Genomic DNA, 14,919 nt, shown 5'->3' with positions numbered 1-14,919 from the left:
ACTGCAGCAGGTGCTGGACACCATGCTCGGACGCATCCGCAACCTGTTCGAGGCCTCCGAGGAGGCCCAGCCCCTGTTCATCACCGGGCGGGTGAAATCGGTGCCCTCCTTCCGCGCCAAGGCCTCCCGCCAGCTGCAGGAGGACGCCGAGAGCGACCCGGTGCTGGAGTTCCCCAACCCGCTGCGCGAAATCCACGACATGGTCGGAATCCGCATCATCGTGAAACTGCCCCACGAAATCCAGCAGGTCGCGAACATGATCAAGGCCCAGCGCGCCGCCTTTGACTGCCGCAGCGACCGGGAGAAGGACATCGGCTCGGTGGAGTCCGGCACCTACGGATACTCCTCCCGCCACCTGCTGCTCAAGACCCGCAACGAACCCAGCGTCCGCCGCTTCCAGGAGCAGCTGGGCAAGCCGGTGGTCCCCAGCGGCAACTTCACTTTTGAGGTGCAGATCCGCACCATCCTGCAGCACGCCTGGAGCGAGGTGGAACACGACATCCGCTTCAAGAACTCCGGCCAGGGGGTGTGGAGCCCGCAGCTGGACCGCCAGTTCACCGCCACCGCCGCCATGCTGGAAACCGTGGAGAACTACTTCACCGACATCGACGAGCTGTACAACACGCTCAACGCCTACCAGGACCGGGACGGGCTGGGCGGCCAGGAGCTGAACAGCGACCGGATCGGGCAGATCTGGCAGACCCTGCTGCCGCACGTGGACCGCAAGCGAGATGACGACTGGTCCTGGGCGGCCGAGCTGCTCGGGGCGCACGGCATCACCCAGACCTGGCAGCTGGCCGAGCTGCTGGACCCGAACGTGGTCACCGAGGTGCGTTCGGCCCTGGACCACCGCTACTCGCCGGGCCCGGACCGGTTGCTGGATGACATGCTGCTGTGGCGCTTCGGTGCGGCGCACATCGACAAGACCAGCGGCAACGACGAACGCCGCGAATCCTCGCTGCGCCGGCGCCTGGTGCAGATGAACGACTACCGCAACCAGCGCAGCTAGGCCCAACACCCACCCTGGAAGCACCCGCCCTCAAACCTTCGGGGCGGGTGTTAGCTTATGCACTTTGGCACCACCGGCGGGCCCGAACCCCGGTAGACTGGATAAGTTGCCCGAAATCTGCTCGCCGGGCAACAGAACCAGACAACCTTCGAAAGGGGTTCACCAGATGATTTCCGTGGCCAACCTTGAGCTGCGCGTCGGCGCCAGGCTGCTGATGGACGAGGTGAACTTCCGCATCGACAAGGGCGACAAGATCGGTCTGGTAGGCCGCAACGGCGCCGGGAAGACCACCATGACCAAGGTGCTGGCCGGTGAATCCCAGCCCACCGCCGGGGAAGTGAGCTCCCGCGGCTCCATCGGCTACCTGCCCCAGGACCCGCGCACCCCGGACATGGAGCAGCTGGCCCGCGACCGCATCCTCTCGGCCCGCGGCCTGGACAAGATCATCAACAAGCTGGCCCGCACCCGCGCCGAAATGGCCAGCGAGGATCCGAACATCGCCGCGAAGGCGATGCGCCGCTACGACCGGCTGGACGCCGAGTTCATTGCCGGGGGCGGGTACGCGGCCGAATCCGAGGCCGCGGCGATCTGTTCGAACCTGGATTTGCCCGACCGCATCCTGGACCAGCCGCTGCGCACCCTCTCCGGCGGCCAGCGCCGCCGTGTCGAGCTGGCCCGCATCCTGTACTCGGATGCCGAAACCCTGCTGCTGGACGAGCCGACCAACCACCTGGACGCCGACTCGATCAGCTGGCTGCGCGACTTTTTGAAGAACTACTCCGGCGGCGTGCTGATGATCTCCCACGACACCGGGCTGCTGGAAGCCACCGTGAACAAGGTGCTCTACCTGGACGCGAACCGCGGCACCGTAGACGTGTACAACATGGGCTGGAAGCGCTACCTGGTGCAGCGCGAAACCGATGAGCACACCCGCCGCCGGGAACGGGCCAACGTGGAAAAGAAGGCCAGCGCGCTGCTGGCCCAGGCCAACAAGATGAAGGCCCGCGCCTCGGGCGCCTCCGCCGCCCAGTCCATGCTCAAGCGCGTGGACCGCATGCTTTCGGGGCTGGAGGAGGAGCGCGCCGCCGACAAGGTCGCCGCCCTGCGCTTCCCGGACCCGGCCCCGTGCGGCAAGACCCCGCTGATGGCCGAGGGCCTGTCCAAGTCCTACGGCTCCCTGGAAATCTTCACCGACGTGTCCCTGGCCATCGACCGCGGCTCCAAGGTCGTGATCCTGGGGCTGAACGGTGCCGGCAAGACCACCCTGCTGCGCATGCTTGCCGGGGTCTCCGAACCGGACACCGGCGAAATCCAGCCCGGCCACGGCCTGAAGATCGGCTACTTCGCGCAGGAACACGACACCCTGGATCCGGAGAAGACGGTGCTGGAGAACATGCGCCGCACCGCGCCGAGCGAACTGGGGGACGCGGACGTGCGTTCAATCCTCGGTTCCTTCCTGTTCGTCGGCGATGACGTGCACAAGCCGGCCGGGGTGCTCTCCGGTGGTGAGAAGACCCGCCTGGCCCTGGCCACCATCGTGGCCTCCAGCGCGAACGTGCTGCTGCTCGATGAGCCAACGAACAACCTGGACCCGGCCTCGCGCGCCGAGGTGCTCGGCGCGCTGTCGAACTTCTCCGGCGCGGTGGTCATGGTCTCCCACGACGAGGGGGCGGTGGCGGCCCTGAACCCCGAGCGCGTGGTCATCCTGCCCGATGGGGATGAGGACCTGTACAGCGAGGACTACCTGGAACTGGTCTCGCTGACCTAGGCGCCAGCACAGTCAGGTTGTTCCCGGCCATCCGGGTATGCGAAAACCGCCCGATCCACCGGTGTGGGTCGGGCGGTTTTCTGCCTGCCCGCCGGGTCGGCGGCGGGGGAAAGTTTGGTGTCGGGACCGGCGCTGCTCAGTTTATCGTGGGTTACCGGCCGCAGATATCCGGGGCTCCTCACATCAGATAAACGGAGCGCCGTAGGCCTTGAGAGCCACCTGTGAGATCTGGACGATCCCGACACCTTCAGCATACGAGAGATCCGGGAAAAGTCCATAGCAACCGGGATCTTGCATTGCCCCTAGGGTTGGGCGAACCCCTACGAACGCCGCCGGTCCGTTCGTGATATCCACGAACGGACCGGCGGCGTTTGGTCGGCAGGGGCGGATCTAGCCGCGCTGCCCCGCGTCCTGGTTGTGGGCCGGGTCCTGGCCCTGGTCCAGCATCGCGTCCTCCACCGCCTCATCGGTCAGCGAACCGTCACGGCGGTACTTCTTGGTCTGCTTGGCGCGGATCTTGCGCACCTTGTGGATCGGCTCATCAAAGCCAGCGGCGCGGGCCTCGGCCAGTTCCTCGGCGTCCTCCCGGTTCAGCTTCTTCTGCTGGCGGGCGGCGTACCAGAAGCCGACGAACGCCAGCACGCCGAAGGCGAACCACTGGTAGGAGTAGGACAGGTGCGGGCCCTCATCGGTGTCCGGCGGATCCAGCTGCATGGGAGCGGTGGCCGGGGCTGGGTCCTCGGTGTACATGATCCCGTAGGCGCCCTCGGCGATCGGGTAGCCCAGCTGCTGGGCGTAGTTCGGCAGGTTCACGGTGGCCAGCTGGCCCTCGGGGGCCGTGCGGTCCAGGGTCGGCTCGCCGGGCTTCAGGCGCACTTGGACCGAGACGGTGCCGGTTGGGGGAGCGGGCACTTCATCGGGCCACCCGCCGCGCTCATCGCCAATGGGCAGGAACCCGCGGTCCACGATCACGGTCTTGCCCTGCGTGGTACGGAAGGGGACCAGCACCTCGTAGCCCGGGCGTCCGGACTTGATGCGATTGCGCACAATCCGGGTGTCATCGCTCAGGTACCGGCCCTGCAGGGCCACGGTGGTCCACTTCTTGTCCTCGGGCAGCTGATCGAACAGCGCCATGGCCTTCTTGGAGCCGCTTGCCGGGGCGAAGTAGTTCTCGTTCACGTGGGAGATCTCGGTGAGCACCTCGGCGCGGCGGTCCATCTGCCAGCGCCCCAGGAACACGCAGGCGGTCGCGAACACGCACACCAGCAGCAACCAGCCGATCCAGCGGGTACTGGCCAAAAAACGATACATGGGGTGCGATCTACTCCTTCGCCGGATCCACCGGCTGGGTTTCCTTGTACAAGAGCCGCTGGCGCAGGTAGTCCTCCAGCCAGTCGCGGTGCTGAAGGCAGGCCAGCCAGACCTTGCGGCGTTCGGGGGTATGGATCTTGGGGTTGTTCCACAGGATCTTGAATTCGGCCGGCTGCCGGCAGCCCTTGCGGCTGCAGATCAGTTCCCGTGGTCCTTCAGGTCCACCGCCAAGCGAGGACAGCAGATCCATCTAGTTCCCTTCCCGTTGCTCGTTTTCTGGTTTTCCCGCGACGCCCTCATCTGGCTCCTCTGAGTCATCGGCCGCGTCCGCCCAGGTGCCCTCGATGGTTTCCCCCGCGGCGCTGGGCTCCGGCGGTTCGGGCTGTGCCTGTTCCTCATCCGGCTGCTGCCAAACCCCGGCGGGAAGCTGGCTGGGGTCCCGGGCGGTGAAGAACTCGGCCGGCGGTTCGCGCTTGGTCACGTCCGCGCCCCGGTTGGCGATCACCACCGCAATATAGGGAAGCACCACCGCCCCCACCAGCAGGATCCACTGCAGCGGACCGTGGGTGAAGAACGCGGCAATAAAGCACAGCACGCGGATGGTCATGGAGATCGTGTACTTGCGCACGCGCGAATTATGGTCCACGGTGTGCGACTCGTGGGCCTCGGTAATCCGGTGAACAGGCACCGCATTGTTGGGGCGATGCGGGTGGGTGTGCGTCATGACCTCAGGTTTAGCTTCCTGCAGAATATTCCGTAGCCATTGTCTCACCGAAACGGGGCTTAAGCGTAATTTCTACCCTGCGTCGAACTAAGAATACCCACTGGTAGGCAATAGGATGACAGGTGAGAGAATTTTCGTCGCCACGTGCGCGCCGCCAACCCCCCCACCGCAGCCCGGTGGAGTGCCGTGCGCCGTCGAGCCAAGGAATTGGAGAGAAGATTGAGCACTGAGACCCCGACCGGGCGCAGCGTCCTGGTCACCGGTGGAAACCGTGGCATCGGCCTGCAGATCGCCCGCGCCTTTGAGGCCAACGGCGACAAGGTGGCCATCACCTACCGCAGCGGCCAGGTGCCCGAGGGCCTGCTGGGCGTGAAGGCCGACGTGACCGACGCCGCGTCCATCGACGCCGCGTTCACCGAGGTGGAGGCCGCCCACGGCCCGGTTCAGGTGCTGATCGCCAACGCCGGGGTCACCAAGGACACCCTGCTGCTGCGCATGGGCGAGGAGGAATTCACCTCGGTCATCGACACCAACCTCACCGGTGCCTTCCGGGTCATCAAGCGCGCCTCCAAGGGCATGCTGCGCAAGAAGTACGGCCGCATCGTGCTGATCTCCTCCGTGGTGGGCCTCTACGGCTCCCCGGGCCAGATCAACTACGCCGCCTCCAAGGCCGGGCTGGTGGGTGTCGCCCGCTCGCTGACCCGCGAACTGGGATCGCGCAACATCACCGCGAACGTGGTCGCCCCCGGGTTCATCAACACCGACATGACCGCCGCGCTGCCCGAGGCCACCCAGAAGGACTACCTCTCCTCCATCCCGGCCGGACGCTTCGCCGAGGCCGAGGAAGTGGCCAAGGTGGTGCGCTGGGTCGCCAGCGATGAGGCGTCCTACATTTCCGGGGCAGTCATCCCGGTCGACGGCGGTCTGGGCATGGGCCACTAGCCACCACCCCAGAAGAACTTGGCGGCCGGCGCCCTGCCGGCGGCCGCCACCCACAGATTCAGCAACATCAAGGAGTAAAGACTTTGAGCGACTACAAGGGCGCAATCGTCACCGGTTCCTCGCGCGGCATCGGATCGGTCACCGCACAGATCCTGGCCGAGAAGGGGATCGGCGTGGTGGTCAACTACCGTTCCAAGGCCCCGCGGGCGAACAAGATCGTGGCCGGCATCCAGGAAAAGGGCGGCCGCGCGGTCGCCGTCGGCGCGGACCTGACCACCGTGGAGGGTCCGGCCGCGCTGGTGGACGCCGCGGTGGAGAACTTCGGCTCGCTGGACGTGCTGGTGCTCAACGCCTCGGGCGGCATGGAAACAAACATGGGGGAGAACTACGCGCTGCGCCTGAACCGCGACGCGCAGGTGGCCATGCTCACCGCCGCCCTGCCCAAGATGTCCGCCGGCGCCCGCGTCGTGTTCGTCACCAGCCACCAGGCGCACTTTATCCACGAGGTCTCCACCATGGACGCCTACGACGCGGTGGCCAAGTCCAAGCGCGCCGGTGAGGATGCGCTGCGCGAGATGATCCCGCAGCTGAGCGAGAAGGGCATCAGCCTGGTGGTGGTTTCCGGGGACATGATCGAGGGCACCATCACCGCCACCCTGCTCAACCGCATGGAGCCCGGCGCCATCGACGCGCGCCGCGAGGCGGCCGGCAAGCTGTACTCCGTGGAGGAGTTCGGCGCGGAGGTGGCCAAGATGGTCTTCGCCGACGTGGAAACCGGGCACACCGAACTGGTCGGCGGCGCCGGGGACTTCTTGAAGGCCTCGGGCCAGTAGGCGCCGTCCAACGCGTTCACCCCGGTCCCGCCAGCTGGCGGGGCCGGGGTGAACACTTTAACCGGCAGGTCCAATCCCGGTCCGGAGATTAACGGCCGCGGGCCCGGAAGGAAGCGTGAAGGCTTCCTTCCGGGCCCGCGGTGCGCCGGCAGGTGGTTACGGCTTCTTGCCGCACACCACCTTGTGCCAGGGCGCGTAGGTCCAGCTGGTCACATCCGGCGGCAGGGTCTTCGAGCCGTCAATGCTGGTGCGGTTGCGGGTGATCGAGATGCTGAAGCCCTTCTTGCCCCCGCTTTCGGAGACGCACTTTTCCGCATCGTTGTACTTGGTCTCCGGGTTGGTGAAGCTGTGCTTGCCCGAGCTGGACTCGCTCACCTTCCAGTATTTGGTGCTCCACAGCCGGGTGTGCACCGCGTCGGGGGAGACCCAGGCCTCGATCATCACGCCGTAGGGGGTGTTGTTCTTCCACTTCATGTCCACCTGGCCCTCCCACAGGGTGGCCTCGCGGCCGGCCGGGTAGCGTTCAAACCAGCGCGAGTGCGGCTTGTGGGTGATGTCGTCGTAGCCGGCCAGGAAGCCGACGTTGTACATCTGGGTGGAGATCTGCGACAGCCCGCCGCCCACCGCCTCGGTGGAGAAGCCGTTTTCCACCACGCCGGAGCTGTAGTAGCCGTTGGCCACGGTGATCGGGCCCAGCGCCTCCAGCAGCGAGAAGGTCTCACCGGGCTTGACTACCACGCCGGTCAGCCGCTTCGCGCCGGCCTTCAGGTTCTTGGTGCGCACCGTGTCGCTGGCCGGGTACGGGGTGGAGAATTCAACGATCTCCTCCTTGATGCCCAGCTTCTTGGCATCCTCCGTGGTGAAGTCCGCCTCCTTGGTTTCCATCCGCACCTCGGCGGTGCGCGAATCCCCGGTCCCGGCGGCGAGCACCTTGGCGCCCAGGTCCTTGGTTTCCAGGGCCATGCCCGGCGTGGATTCGATGATCTTCGGCTTGCCGCCGGAGAAGACAACCTTCGCGTCCTTCGCGGTGCTGCTCAGCTCCGAGTTCTTCGTCGCGGCCTTGTACAGCGCCTGGTCATCAAGCACCAGCTGCGGCTGCTGCTCGTCGTTGACCGAGTACTTCGCGGCGGAGGCGATCGAGGCGGGGGAGAGCTCGACCTGCTTCTCCCCGTTGCTCAGCGTCACCGGGGCGGAGAGCAGCTTGGCCACGGTCTCATCGTGGAAGGCCTGCAGCTGCTCACCCGAGACGGCCGGTTCGGTGACCTCGGCCGAAAGCGGGATCTTTTCCCCGTCCAGCTTCCACTCATCCTGCACGGTGTGCGCCGAATCCTCCACGTCCAGCTGCACGCCGCTGACCGGGGAGACGACCTTCGCCTTGGCGCCCTCGAACTCGATGGTGCCCTCGGCAACCTCGGCATTCGCCTTCTTGGCCAGCTGCTCCAGCTCACCGGTCAGCTTCGCCTCATCGACGGTGGTCACCGGTTCGGCCTGGTAGGAGCCGGTCAGCCGCTGCCAGAGCTTGCCCGGGTTCAGCTCGTATCCGGTCAGCTGCTTCACGGTGTCGTCCACGTCCAGCCCGAGCCCGGCCGCGGCCGGGTCCAGCTGGTAGTCCTTGGCGTTCACGGTGACGTCGATGGGCTCCTCGGCCCGCGGGGCCAGCTGCTCCTGCAGGGTGGCCCGGGCTTCGTCCTGGCTCAGGGAGCCGATCGCGATCCCGGAGACCGTGGTGTTGGCCGGGATCTGCGAGCTGATCCACGCGGCCCCGCCGAAGTAGGCTCCGGCCACGGCCAACACCGCGCACCCGCTGATGATCCATGGCTTGGCGCTGGATTTGCGCTGCTCGGCTGAATCGCCGGAATCCGGTTCGCTCATCTGCACTGGTCTTAGACTCTTTCGCACGACATTGGGTCAGGCGCCGCCGCCCGGGCGGCCTCCCGCCGTCGGGGAGGGTGCCGGTGCGCGCCACCAGAAATCCTATCGGTTAGACCAACACGAAGACGCGCTAAGGCCCGCTTGCCAGCGAATCGTTATCTAGTTGTTGGATTTGGGTGAAGATGCGCTTAACATTCCCCCGGTTGGCCTTGAGCTACTCGGCGGCGGCCGGGTTATCCAGGGCCGGGTGGTCGAACACCGAGCCCTCTTCCACCGCACTGCCCAGCACCAGGTCCGCGATGACCTCCAGGTCCGGGAAGTCCAGCTTCACCGCCGCGTGCTCGCGCAGCGCCGGCTTGGCGTTGAACGCCACCCCGAGCCCGGCCGCGCCCAGCAGGTCCAGGTCGTTGGCCCCATCCCCGGCGGCGATGGTGGCCGTGAGCGGGATCTGGTTGCGTTCGGCCCATTCGCGCAGCATCGCCTCCTTGGTGGAGCGGTCCACGATCTGCCCGTGCACCGTGCCATCCAGCACCCCGTCGACGATGCCCAGCGTGTTGGCCAGCGCGTAGTCCAGGTTCAAGTCCTTGGCCAGTGGATCCAGGATCTGCTGGAACCCTCCCGAGACCACCCCGACCAGGTGCCCGGCCGCGTGGAAGCGCTCGATCAGGTGCCGCGCCCCGCGCGAGTACTCGATGCGCGCCCCGACCTCCTCCAGCACGCTTTCGGGCAGGCCCTTCAGGGTCGCCACGCGCTGGATGAGGGAGGCGGAGAAATCCAGTTCGCCGCGCATCGCCGCCTCGGTGACGGCGGCCACCTCCGCCTCCCGTCCGGCGTGGGCGGCCAGCAGCTCGATGACCTCCTGGCGGATCAGGGTGGAATCCACGTCCATCACCAGCAGCAGGCGTTCGGCCTGGACCAGCTGATCCGGCGCGACGGCCAGGCACGCGTCCTGCGCTTGCAGGGCGCCGGTGGCCAGGTATCCGGCGAAGAACCGCTCCACCTTCTGCCGGAAGCCGGCCGCATCCTGCTCCACGTGGGTGCGCACGATCAAACGCTGGTTGTTGGAGAACACCGGCAGCTCTTCCGGCGGGGCGCTGAGCAGCCCGGCGGCGCCGGCGGCGGCAAGCAGCGCCTCAAAACGCTGGCGGGGCAGGGCGGGACGGGAAATCAGGGCAAAGGTTGCAGGCATGGCACCATTTTCGGCCCCGCAACGCCCCGGTGCCAAAAATGACGGGACGTATTGCGCGGCACCAGGCCCATGATTTAGGCAAAACGCACGGAAAAGTTTAGGGTTTTATCCATGAGCCAAGTCCTATCTTTCAACGATGTCAGCGTGGTGCGCGGACGCAAGGAACTGCTGTCGGGCATCAACTGGAAAGTTTCCGAAAGCCAGCGCTGGGTCGTATTGGGACCCAACGGCGCAGGCAAGTCCACGCTGATGAACCTCGCCGCGGCGCGCATGCACCCCACCCGCGGCAGCGTGGGGATCCTGGATGAAACCCTGGGGCGGGTGGACGTGTTCGAGCTGCGCCCGCGCATCGGGCTAAGCTCCACCCTGATCGCCAACCAGATCCCGGCCCACGAGACCGCGTTGAACGTCGTGCTCACCGCCGCCTACGGCTACACCGGGCGCTGGCGGGAGCGGTACGAGAAGATGGATGAGCGCCGCGCCTTCGCCCTGCTGCACGAGTGGGGGATGAGCACGTTCATGAACCAGCCCTTCGGCAAGCTCTCCGAGGGGGAGCGCAAGCGGGTGCTGATCGCCCGGGCGCTGATGACCGACCCGGAGCTGCTGATCCTGGATGAACCCTCGGCCGGGCTGGACGTGGCCGGGCGCGAGGACCTGGTGTATCGGATGAGCCAGCTGGCCGCCGACGAGGAGGCCCCCACCCTGGTGCTGGTCACCCACCACCTGGAGGAAATCCCGCCGGGCTTCACCCATGCGCTGCTGATGAACTCGGGCAAGATCGTCGCCGCCGGCACCATGGCCGAGACGATGACCGAGGAAAAGCTCTCGGCCGCCTACGGGATGGAGCTGGCCGTACGGGTGGAGGGCGGACGCTACAGCGCGTTCGCCCGCCGCTAGGATCCGCGCGGGGGCTGATGTTGCTCGATTTCTGGCAGGAGATCCTTGTCTTTTTGGGCGGGCTGTGGGCCGGGACCATCAACACGGTGGTCGGCTCCGGCACCCTGGTGACCTTCCCGATCCTGGTCGCCCTGGGCGTCGCCCCCGTCAACGCGGTGGTCTCCAACGCGATGGGCCTGGTCGCCGGCGGGTTCTCCGGGGCCTGGGGGTACCGCCGGGAGGCGGCCACCGTCAAGCGCACGCTGCTGAAGCTGGTGCCGCTGTCCATCATCGGCGGGCTGATCGGCTCCCTGCTGCTGCTGAACCTGCCCGAATCGGTGTTCGGGGTCGTCGCCCCGGTGCTGCTGGCCGCGGCCCTGGTGCTGGTGATCTTCCAGCCGAAGCTGGCCGCCTGGGCCAAGACCCGCCAGGCCGCCCGCGGCGGCACCGACCCGGACGCCGCCGACCAGGCGCGCATCCCGGCGATCCTTTACGTGCTGGTGTTCCTGATCGGCGTGTACGGCGGGTACTTTACCGCCGCGCAGGGGGTACTGCTGATGGCCGTGTTCGGCGTGTTCCTGCAGGCCTCGCTGCAGCAGTCCAACGCCATCAAGGTGATCCTCTCCCTGCTGGTGAACATCATCGCCGCCTGCATGTACCTGATCATCGCCCCCGAACGCATCCAGTGGATCGTGGTGCTGCTGATCGCCGTCGGCTCGCTGATCGGCGGGTTCATCGGCGCGAAGATCGGACGCAAGCTCTCCCCGCTGTGGCTGCGCGCGGTGATCGTGGTGCTGGGGCTCATCGCCCTGGCCAACATGCTGCTCAAGCTGGTCAACGGTGGCTGAGCCGCACTACGCCCACCGGGTGATCGAGATCCGCGACCTGCACGGGGACCGGCGCCTGGATGACTACCTGAAGCTGAGCGAGGCGAACCTGCGGATGCGCAGCGACATCGCCAACGGGATCTACATCGCTGAAAGCACCATGGTGGTCCAGCGCGCGATCTCGGTGGGGCATGTGCCGCGCAGCTTCCTGCTGGCCCGCAAATACCTGCCCCAGCTGGAGGCCGAGTTCGCCCGCTACCCCGACGCCCCGATCTTTGTGGGCGAGGACGCCGAACTGGAGGCGCTGACCGGCTTCCACCTGCACCGCGGCGCCCTGGCCGCCATGCAGCGCCCGGCCCCGCTGGAGCTGGATGCGGTGCTGGAAAAGTCCTCGCGGATCGCGATCCTGGAGGACATCGCCGATCACTCCAACCTCGGCGCCATGCTGCGTTCGGCGGCCGGGCTCGGCGTGGATGCGGTGCTGCTGACCCCAAACTGCGTGGACCCGCTCTACCGGCGCAGCGTGCGCGTGTCCATGGGCACGGCGCTGACCATCGACTGGGTGCGCCTGGGCACCTGGCCGGCCGACCTGGAGCGGGTGCGTGAGCACGGCTACCGGATCCTGGCGATGGAGTTGACCGAGGACGCGACCCCGCTGGATGAGCTGGTGCCGCAGCCGGGGGAGAAGATCGCGATGATCCTGGGCAACGAGGGCCGCGGGGTGCGTCCCGAAACCCTGCAGGCGGTGGACCAGAGCGTGATCATCCCGATGGCCCGGCAGGTCGCCTCCCTGAATGTGGCCGCCGCCAGCGCCGTCGCGTTCTGGCAATTGTGCCGCGGACCACGCTAGGTGGTTCGCCGAACACGCTCCCGGTGCGATAGGATGGACTGTCTGTGTGCGCACGCGTGCGTGGACACCATTTTTCCGAGTACGTTGCCGCTGGCAAAATCCAGGGGCAGATAACCAAAGGGTATAAAAGCATGAAGGCTGACATCCATCCGAAGTACAACTACGTTGTGTTCAACGACCTCGCATCGGGCGAGAAGTTCCTGACCCGTTCGACCGTTGGCAGCTCCAAGACCATCACCTGGGAGGACGGCAACGAGTACCCGGTCATCGACGTCGAAATCTCGGCCGCTTCGCACCCGTTCTACACCGGCAAGCAGCGCATCATGGACACCGCTGGCCGCGTCGAGCGCTTCAACGCCCGCTTCAAGGGCTTCGGCGGCAAGAAGTAGGCTGCAACGCCCACACCGCTTCAACCACGGCGGGCAGCCCCGGTTTATTACCGGGACTGCCCGCCGCGGCATTTAACGCCCCCCGGGCTTCCCGCATCCGGCCCGGTGTGCCGAACCAGTCGCCGACGGCCACGGAAGAGGGCCCGGCGCAGCGGATAGGATGAAGTCATGACGCAACAAGGGCACGAAACGCAGCACGCAGATTCCACCGAAGCGCTCCAGTACCAGCATCACGGCGAGTACAAGGTCGTGGGCGGCAAGCTGGTCATCGCCGACCTGGACAGCGCCGACGGGGTCATCACCGCCTCCAACATCAACGGGGACTTCTTCCTGGAGCCCGACGAGGCGCTGGAGGACCTGAACCGGGCGCTGATCGGGCTGCCCACCGACGCCACGCACTCCACCATCCGCGAGGCCGTGGTCAGCGGCCTGCGCGAGGGCGCCGAAATGATCGGCTTCGACGCCGAGGCCGTGGCCCGCGTGGTGCGCCGCGCCCTGGGCCACGCCACCACCTGGGCGGACCACGACTGGCAGGTCATCGCCCCCACCACCATCCCGATCACCGAGCAGGTCGCCCTGGATGAGGTGCTCGCCCGCCAGGTCGCCGCCGGCACCCGCCCGCCGACCCTGCGCTTCTGGGACTGGAACGAGGCCGCGGTGGTCCTCGGCTCCTTCCAGTCCCTGTCCAACGAGGTCGACGCGCAGGCCGCCGCCCACCACGGGGTGAAGGTGGTGCGCCGCATCTCCGGCGGCGGGGCGATGTTCATGGAGGCTGGCAACTGCATCACCTACTCGCTCTACGCCCCCGAATCCCTGGTCGACGGGATGAGCTTCGCCGATTCCTACCCGTACCTGGACCAGTGGGTCATGGACGCGCTGCAGAAGCTGGGCGTGCAGGCCTACTACAAGCCGCTAAATGACATCGCCACCGACCAGGGCAAGATCGGCGGCGCCGCGCAGAAGCGCCTGGCCCGCGGCGGCATGCTGCACCACGTGACCATGAGCTACGACATCGACGCGCAGAAGATGGTCGAGGTGCTGCGCATCGGCCGGGAGAAGATCTCCGACAAGGGCATCACCAGCGCCGTCAAGCGCGTGGACCCGCTCAAGAGTCAAACCCAGCTGGCCCGCGATGAGGTCATCCGCACCATGATGGAGACCTTCACCGGCCACTACCAGGCCACCGAGGCCGCCTTGGATGAGGACAGCCGCCAGGCCGCACGCGAGCTGGCCGCCGCGAAGTTCGCCACCGACGCCTGGACCGCCCGGGTGCCCTAATGCCCACGACCCAGCCCACCGGTCCGGACGAAACCAACCTGCTGCTGCACGGCAGCGGGGTGGTCCGCCGTCTCGGGCTGGGGGAGCGGCCACCCTACCTTGAGGTGGATGCCGGCGCATCGGGCTACCGGGTGGTTCCGGGTACCCAGGAGCTCTTTGAGGCGTTGCGCCAGCTGCCGGCCAGCGCCCTGGTTGGCCGCCGTCTGGCCTTCGGCGGCTACCTGCGCCAGGATTCGACGCCGCCACAGGTCACGGCCCTGCAGCTGGGAATCACGCCGCAAATACCCACCGACAATGATCCCGCACCGGAGAAGCCATGATCAGTGACGTGGGCCGGGTGACCGGCTGCCGGGTGCAAGGGCACAACAACATCACCGAACTGCTGCTGCAGGCGCCGGTGCCCGAACCAGATGTCCATCTTGACGCGGTCCGGCACTACGCGCTGCAGTTCTTCACCGATCAGCCCGATGAGCTGGTGGAGCTGTTCGACCAGCTGCGGGGCCTGGATGTCTACTTCCACGGCCACGCCTCGTTCGTCCACGTACCTCAGGCCGGGACCGTTGTTGAAGTAGCGGTCCTGGACTGGGGCCTGACCCCGGCCAGCCTGCTCACATTCCACCAAGCTGCCGCCAGGAGCGGGCAATAAGGGCCACGAGCCCGACCTGAGCGTCGAACCGACTCGAAAATCTTTTCGAGCTTTCCCCATCTGGTTGTGGTCGGGGCCATAGTGTCGGTGGGGGTTGGGATGATGGGGTATGGGCAGAAAAGAGATCTTCGATTCCGGGGATGACGTCCACCGGTTACCGATCCTGCCCAGCGGTTTTCGGGACCACTGGGGCATCGACGGGGTGCTGCATCCCGGGATCGATTACAAGATTGCGTGCCAGCCCCTGTCTTCGGCCGTGACCGATGAGTTGCTGGCGGCCGCGCCGGGGTCCCCGGGTGAGGTGTTGGAGCGGTTGGGAACGGTGGGGCGGCTGCGTTCGATGCTCGATGCCGTTGAGGCGGTGTTGCTGGCCGAGGGGCTGGAGTTGTCGTATTTGCAGGACCG

At 66.8% G+C, this 14,919-nt stretch carries 17 protein-coding genes; 12 read left to right on the top strand and 5 right to left on the bottom strand.

Going from position 1 to position 14,919, the window contains the following annotated elements; genetic code table 11:
* Both RCJ92_RS11435 and RCJ92_RS11430 read left to right on the top strand, forming a co-directional pair.
* Window positions 1-1,009: GTP pyrophosphokinase (locus RCJ92_RS11435; protein ID WP_446754627.1), on the top strand; the 1,009-nt coding region annotated here is incomplete at its 5' end.
* Window positions 1,010-1,175: 166 nt separating this feature from the next.
* Window positions 1,176-2,777, top strand: a complete 1,602-nt coding sequence (locus RCJ92_RS11430) for an ABC-F family ATP-binding cassette domain-containing protein (protein WP_138173902.1) — start codon at window positions 1,176-1,178, stop codon at window positions 2,775-2,777.
* A 390-nt stretch (window positions 2,778-3,167) separates the two neighbouring features.
* Here RCJ92_RS11430 and RCJ92_RS11425 read toward each other — a convergent pair whose 3' ends face one another.
* From RCJ92_RS11425 to RCJ92_RS11415, 3 genes are read right to left on the bottom strand one after another with little or no spacing between them, the layout of a single operon-like run.
* Complete coding sequence (locus RCJ92_RS11425; RefSeq protein ID WP_446754626.1) at window positions 3,168-4,088, bottom strand: SURF1 family cytochrome oxidase biogenesis protein; 921 nt, start codon at window positions 4,086-4,088, stop codon at window positions 3,168-3,170.
* 10 nt (window positions 4,089-4,098) lie between these two features.
* Window positions 4,099-4,338, bottom strand: coding sequence for an acetone carboxylase (locus RCJ92_RS11420; protein WP_138926191.1), 240 nt, complete (start codon window positions 4,336-4,338; stop codon window positions 4,099-4,101).
* Complete coding sequence (locus RCJ92_RS11415) at window positions 4,339-4,812, bottom strand: DUF3099 domain-containing protein (RefSeq protein ID WP_446754625.1); 474 nt, start codon at window positions 4,810-4,812, stop codon at window positions 4,339-4,341.
* 219 nt (window positions 4,813-5,031) lie between these two features.
* Here RCJ92_RS11415 and fabG point away from each other — a divergent pair, with 219 nt between their 5' ends.
* Window positions 5,032-5,754, top strand: a complete 723-nt coding sequence (gene fabG / locus RCJ92_RS11410; protein ID WP_446754624.1) for a 3-oxoacyl-ACP reductase FabG — start codon at window positions 5,032-5,034, stop codon at window positions 5,752-5,754.
* Between the two features lie 83 nt (window positions 5,755-5,837).
* Window positions 5,838-6,587, top strand: coding sequence for an SDR family oxidoreductase (locus RCJ92_RS11405; RefSeq protein ID WP_138173911.1), 750 nt, complete (start codon window positions 5,838-5,840; stop codon window positions 6,585-6,587).
* Window positions 6,588-6,743: 156 nt separating this feature from the next.
* Here RCJ92_RS11405 and RCJ92_RS11400 read toward each other — a convergent pair whose 3' ends face one another.
* On the bottom strand, window positions 6,744-8,459 hold the full coding sequence (locus tag RCJ92_RS11400; RefSeq protein WP_446754623.1) for a VanW family protein: 1,716 nt from the start codon (window positions 8,457-8,459) through the stop codon (window positions 6,744-6,746).
* 214 nt (window positions 8,460-8,673) lie between these two features.
* On the bottom strand, window positions 8,674-9,648 hold the full coding sequence (gene serB / locus RCJ92_RS11395; protein WP_446754622.1) for a phosphoserine phosphatase SerB: 975 nt from the start codon (window positions 9,646-9,648) through the stop codon (window positions 8,674-8,676).
* Between the two features lie 111 nt (window positions 9,649-9,759).
* On the opposite strand from serB, the gene RCJ92_RS11390 reads away from it, so the two are divergent.
* The 8 genes from RCJ92_RS11390 to RCJ92_RS11355 all read left to right on the top strand — a co-directional run.
* Window positions 9,760-10,545: an ABC transporter ATP-binding protein gene (locus RCJ92_RS11390; RefSeq protein WP_446754621.1), complete on the top strand. Its 786-nt coding sequence runs from the start codon at window positions 9,760-9,762 to the stop codon at window positions 10,543-10,545.
* A gap of 17 nt (window positions 10,546-10,562) precedes the next feature.
* A complete protein-coding gene (locus RCJ92_RS11385; protein WP_171021110.1) occupies window positions 10,563-11,372 on the top strand; it encodes a sulfite exporter TauE/SafE family protein in 810 nt (269 codons plus the stop codon).
* Window positions 11,365-12,201 (top strand): TrmH family RNA methyltransferase, encoded by an 837-nt coding sequence (locus tag RCJ92_RS11380; protein WP_446754620.1) that lies wholly within the window; start codon window positions 11,365-11,367, stop codon window positions 12,199-12,201. The genes RCJ92_RS11385 and RCJ92_RS11380 overlap by 8 nt, the downstream gene beginning before the upstream one ends.
* A 131-nt stretch (window positions 12,202-12,332) precedes the next feature.
* Window positions 12,333-12,590 (top strand): type B 50S ribosomal protein L31, encoded by a 258-nt coding sequence (locus RCJ92_RS11375; RefSeq protein ID WP_138173919.1) that lies wholly within the window; start codon window positions 12,333-12,335, stop codon window positions 12,588-12,590.
* A 168-nt stretch (window positions 12,591-12,758) separates the two neighbouring features.
* Window positions 12,759-13,868 carry a lipoyl protein ligase domain-containing protein gene (locus RCJ92_RS11370; protein WP_446754619.1) on the top strand — a complete coding sequence of 370 codons (1,110 nt, stop codon included), beginning with the start codon at window positions 12,759-12,761 and terminating at the stop codon, window positions 13,866-13,868.
* On the top strand, window positions 13,868-14,188 hold the full coding sequence (locus tag RCJ92_RS11365; protein WP_446754618.1) for a hypothetical protein: 321 nt from the start codon (window positions 13,868-13,870) through the stop codon (window positions 14,186-14,188). The genes RCJ92_RS11370 and RCJ92_RS11365 overlap by 1 nt, the downstream gene beginning before the upstream one ends.
* Window positions 14,185-14,514 carry a hypothetical protein gene (locus RCJ92_RS11360; protein ID WP_396278519.1) on the top strand — a complete coding sequence of 110 codons (330 nt, stop codon included), beginning with the start codon at window positions 14,185-14,187 and terminating at the stop codon, window positions 14,512-14,514. The genes RCJ92_RS11365 and RCJ92_RS11360 overlap by 4 nt, the downstream gene beginning before the upstream one ends.
* Window positions 14,515-14,623: 109 nt before the next feature.
* Window positions 14,624-14,919 (top strand): hypothetical protein (locus RCJ92_RS11355; RefSeq protein WP_446754617.1); only part of this gene is annotated, 296 nt, incomplete at its 3' end.

The sequence above is a fragment of the Glutamicibacter sp. BSL13 genome (assembly GCF_052928425.1).
The sequence above is the reverse complement of the archived record's forward strand: the minus strand, read 5'-3'. Positions and strand labels throughout refer to the sequence as shown.

What these genes read in the sequence shown, in the direction of transcription:
- RCJ92_RS11430 (WP_138173902.1), top strand. Translation starts at nt 1,176, where the DNA reads ATGATTTCCGTGGCCAACCTTGAGCTGCGCGTCGGCGCCAGGCTGCTG.
- RCJ92_RS11420 (WP_138926191.1), bottom strand. Translation starts at nt 4,338, where the DNA reads ATGGATCTGCTGTCCTCGCTTGGCGGTGGACCTGAAGGACCACGGGAA.
- RCJ92_RS11400 (WP_446754623.1), bottom strand. Translation starts at nt 8,459, where the DNA reads ATGAGCGAACCGGATTCCGGCGATTCAGCCGAGCAGCGCAAATCCAGC.
- serB (WP_446754622.1), bottom strand. Translation starts at nt 9,648, where the DNA reads ATGCCTGCAACCTTTGCCCTGATTTCCCGTCCCGCCCTGCCCCGCCAG.
- RCJ92_RS11365 (WP_446754618.1), top strand. Translation starts at nt 13,868, where the DNA reads ATGCCCACGACCCAGCCCACCGGTCCGGACGAAACCAACCTGCTGCTG.
- RCJ92_RS11425 (WP_446754626.1), bottom strand. Translation starts at nt 4,088, where the DNA reads ATGTATCGTTTTTTGGCCAGTACCCGCTGGATCGGCTGGTTGCTGCTG.
- RCJ92_RS11360 (WP_396278519.1), top strand. Translation starts at nt 14,185, where the DNA reads ATGATCAGTGACGTGGGCCGGGTGACCGGCTGCCGGGTGCAAGGGCAC.
- RCJ92_RS11375 (WP_138173919.1), top strand. Translation starts at nt 12,333, where the DNA reads ATGAAGGCTGACATCCATCCGAAGTACAACTACGTTGTGTTCAACGAC.
- RCJ92_RS11390 (WP_446754621.1), top strand. Translation starts at nt 9,760, where the DNA reads ATGAGCCAAGTCCTATCTTTCAACGATGTCAGCGTGGTGCGCGGACGC.
- RCJ92_RS11385 (WP_171021110.1), top strand. Translation starts at nt 10,563, where the DNA reads ATGTTGCTCGATTTCTGGCAGGAGATCCTTGTCTTTTTGGGCGGGCTG.
- RCJ92_RS11415 (WP_446754625.1), bottom strand. Translation starts at nt 4,812, where the DNA reads ATGACGCACACCCACCCGCATCGCCCCAACAATGCGGTGCCTGTTCAC.
- RCJ92_RS11370 (WP_446754619.1), top strand. Translation starts at nt 12,759, where the DNA reads ATGACGCAACAAGGGCACGAAACGCAGCACGCAGATTCCACCGAAGCG.